The organism is Streptococcus infantis (genome assembly GCF_001579645.1).
GTDB lineage: Bacteria > Bacillota > Bacilli > Lactobacillales > Streptococcaceae > Streptococcus > Streptococcus infantis_E.
In genome coordinates this window covers 48169-51296 of sequence record NZ_KQ970818.1, presented here as the reverse complement: position 1 = coordinate 51296, position 3128 = coordinate 48169, and the positions used below count along the sequence as shown (strand labels likewise).

General features: G+C 43.6%; 1 protein-coding gene. It reads right to left on the bottom strand.

The window, feature by feature from the left end; translation table 11 throughout:
• Positions 1-248: 248 nt before the first annotated feature.
• Positions 249-3008 carry a translation initiation factor IF-2 gene (gene infB, locus SINDD18_RS00310; protein ID WP_061862681.1) on the bottom strand — a complete coding sequence of 920 codons (2760 nt, stop codon included), beginning with the start codon at positions 3006-3008 and terminating at the stop codon, positions 249-251.
• Positions 3009-3128 lie beyond the last annotated feature (120 nt).

Sequence of the window (3128 nt, the reverse complement as noted above, 5' to 3'; positions counted from 1 at the left end):
TTTTCCTTTCTCTCAATTGAACCAAAAGCTAGGCCAGCAGACCTAGCTATTTTTAAACTTATTGATTTTCAATTCAAATTGAAACGAAGTTCAATTTGAACTTATCTGCTTCTTTCGCCGTGGTGAAAGTGATTGTACTGATAATTCAGTTCAATCACTGGGGATTTTTGAGACTCTAGGCTCAAAAATAAGCAATGAAACCATCGGTTTGCTTGCGTCCCTCACCACCTAAGAAAGGAGCAAAAATCTTATCTCTTAATTTCTTCCATGATGTAGGCCTCAATCACATCATCCATCTTGATATCATTGTAGCCGTCAATCATGAGACCACCTTCACGGCCGTTTGTAACTTCTTTGACGTCATCTTTATAGTGTTTCAAGCTAGCTAGGGCACCATCGTAAATAACGACACCATCACGGATGACACGGACTTTAGAGTCGCGAGTAACTTTACCGCTGGTAACCATAAATCCACCGATTGTTCCCACTTTAGATACCTTGAAGGTTTCGCGGATGATCGCTTCACCGATAACTTTTTCTTTAAATTCTGGGTCAAGCATCCCTTTCATAGCTTCTTCCATCTCTTCGATAACCTTGTAGATGATGCTGTGGAGACGGATTTCTACATCGTCAGCTTCTGCTTGTTGTCGAGCTTGTGGTGTAGGACGCACGTTGAAACCAACGATAAAGGCATTTGAAGCTTCGGCAAGAGTCACGTCAGATTCATTGATAGCACCTACTGCTGAGTGAACAATAGTTACTTTAACGCCTTCCACATCAATCTTTTGAAGTGATGCAGAGAGAGCTTCAACAGAACCTTGTACGTCGGCTTTGATGATGACGTTTACTGACTTGAGTTCTCCTGCTTTAAGGGTATCAAAGAGGTTTTCAAGGCTAACACGTTGAGTAGCTTGACGTTGCTTCATAAGAGCACGTTTAGCACGTTCTTCACCAGCTGCACGCGCAGATTTTTCATCTTCGTAAACTGCAAAGTGGTCACCTGCCATTGGCGCTTCATTCAAACCAGTGATTGATACTGGTGTTGATGGGCCTGCAACCTTCACACGACGTCCAAGGTCGTTGGTCATAGCACGGACACGTCCGAAAGTATTTCCGACAACGATTGGATCTTGGACATTCAAAGTACCTTGTTGAACAAGAAGGGTTGCGACCGCACCTTTTCCTTTATCCAAACGAGCTTCGATAACAGTACCGATGGCACGAACTGTTGGATCAGCTTTGAGCTCTTGAATTTCAGCCACAAGTAGAACAGTTTCCAAGAGTTCATCGATATTTTGGTTGAACTTGGCTGAGATTTCTACGAACTCAGAATCTCCACCCCAAGCTGTTGACATAACACCATGTTCAGCCAATTCACCGATCACACGTTCTGGGTTGGCACCTGGTTTATCGATTTTGTTGATAGCTACGATGATTGGAACATTAGCCGCTTTTGAGTGGTTGATGGCTTCGATAGTCTGAGGCATTACACCGTCATCTGCCGCTACGACCAAGATGGTAATATCGGTAACAGAAGCACCACGCGCACGCATAGAAGTAAAGGCCGCGTGTCCTGGTGTATCAAGGAAGGTAATCTTCTTACCATTTTCTTCAATCTGATAAGCACCGATATGCTGAGTGATACCACCGGCTTCTCCCGTAGCAACACGAGAATTACGAAGGGTATCCAAAAGGGTTGTTTTACCATGGTCAACGTGTCCCATGATCGTTACAACTGGTGGACGTTCTACGAGTTCATCTTCATTGAGATAACCCTCTTCTGCAAAGAAACGTTCGATATCAGCATTGTCCACTTCAACCTTTTGTTTAGCTTCAATACCGTAATCTACCATGAGGAGTTCGATTGTTTCACCGTCCAAGGACTGGTTTTGTGTCGCCATCACACCCATCATGAAGAGTTTCTTAACAATCTCAGCTGGTTCGCGTTTGATACGTTTTGCGATTTCCGCAACGGTCATACCATCTGTATATTCAAATTCTGTTGGCAATTCATGGAACTTACGCTCTGTAACAGGTTTTGGTGCCTGATTACGGTTATTTTGCTTATTGCCTTTTTTATTCTTTTTGTTATTGTTCCAGTTACTATTTCTTTGATTTCTCACTTGATTTTGACTACTTCGATTCTTTTGTTGTTTTCTAGGACCATCTTCTTCGTGATCGTAATCATCACGATCTTTGTCTGGTCGGGCTTGTTTCTTACGACGTGTATCCACTACAGGTTCTTTAGCTGCAGGAGCTGCTTCAACCACTGGTTGAACTGGCTGCGCTTGTTCAGCTAACTTAGCAGCTTCTTCAAAGATTTCCTCAGGTTCCTTGCGTTTGTTTGCTTGAGCCAAGGCTTCTTTGGCAGCTTGAGACTGCTTGAAGCGTTCCTCACTTGAACGAGCATATTCTGCATTTTGCTCTGCTTTTAGAGCAGCTGCACGGGCTTTGAAGTCAATGCGTGGTCCAGCCTGATTTGGACGTTTGTCCTCTTGCTGACGGCGATCATTCCCACGATTTTGCTGACCTTGTTGTTTTTTACCTTGATCATTGAATCGACGGTTGTCGCGATTACCTTGACCTTGTTTACCACCGTTACGGTTATCATTTTTTTGACGATTCCCATTTTGTTGATGGTCACGGTTATTACCCTTATTTTGCTTGCGTCGTTCAGCCTGCTCTTTTGCACGAGCTTCACGCTCAGCCTTAAAGTTTCGACTCTGCGGTTTTACTGGCGCCACTCTTTCTTCTTTAGGGGCAACCGCTGCTGCTGGTTTTACCTCTTCCTTAGCGTCAACTGGCTTTGGAGCCACAGGTTTCGATTCTACCTTTGGAGCAGGAGCAGGAGCAGGTTTAAAACTTGCTACAATTTTTGAAGCAGCTGCTTCCTCCACACTTGATGAGTGGCTTTTCACATCCAAGCCCAACTCTTTTGCACGCGCTACAACTTCCTTACTTTCTTTTCCAAGTTCTTTTGCGATTTCGTACAATCTTTTCTTAGACAAATCATGTCCTCCTCTTCTATTCCATAAGAGACCTCATTTTCTTTGTAAATCCAGCATCTGTTACAGCCAATACTTTTCTTGATTTCCCGACTGCTATGCTTAATTCCAGTGTTGAAAACA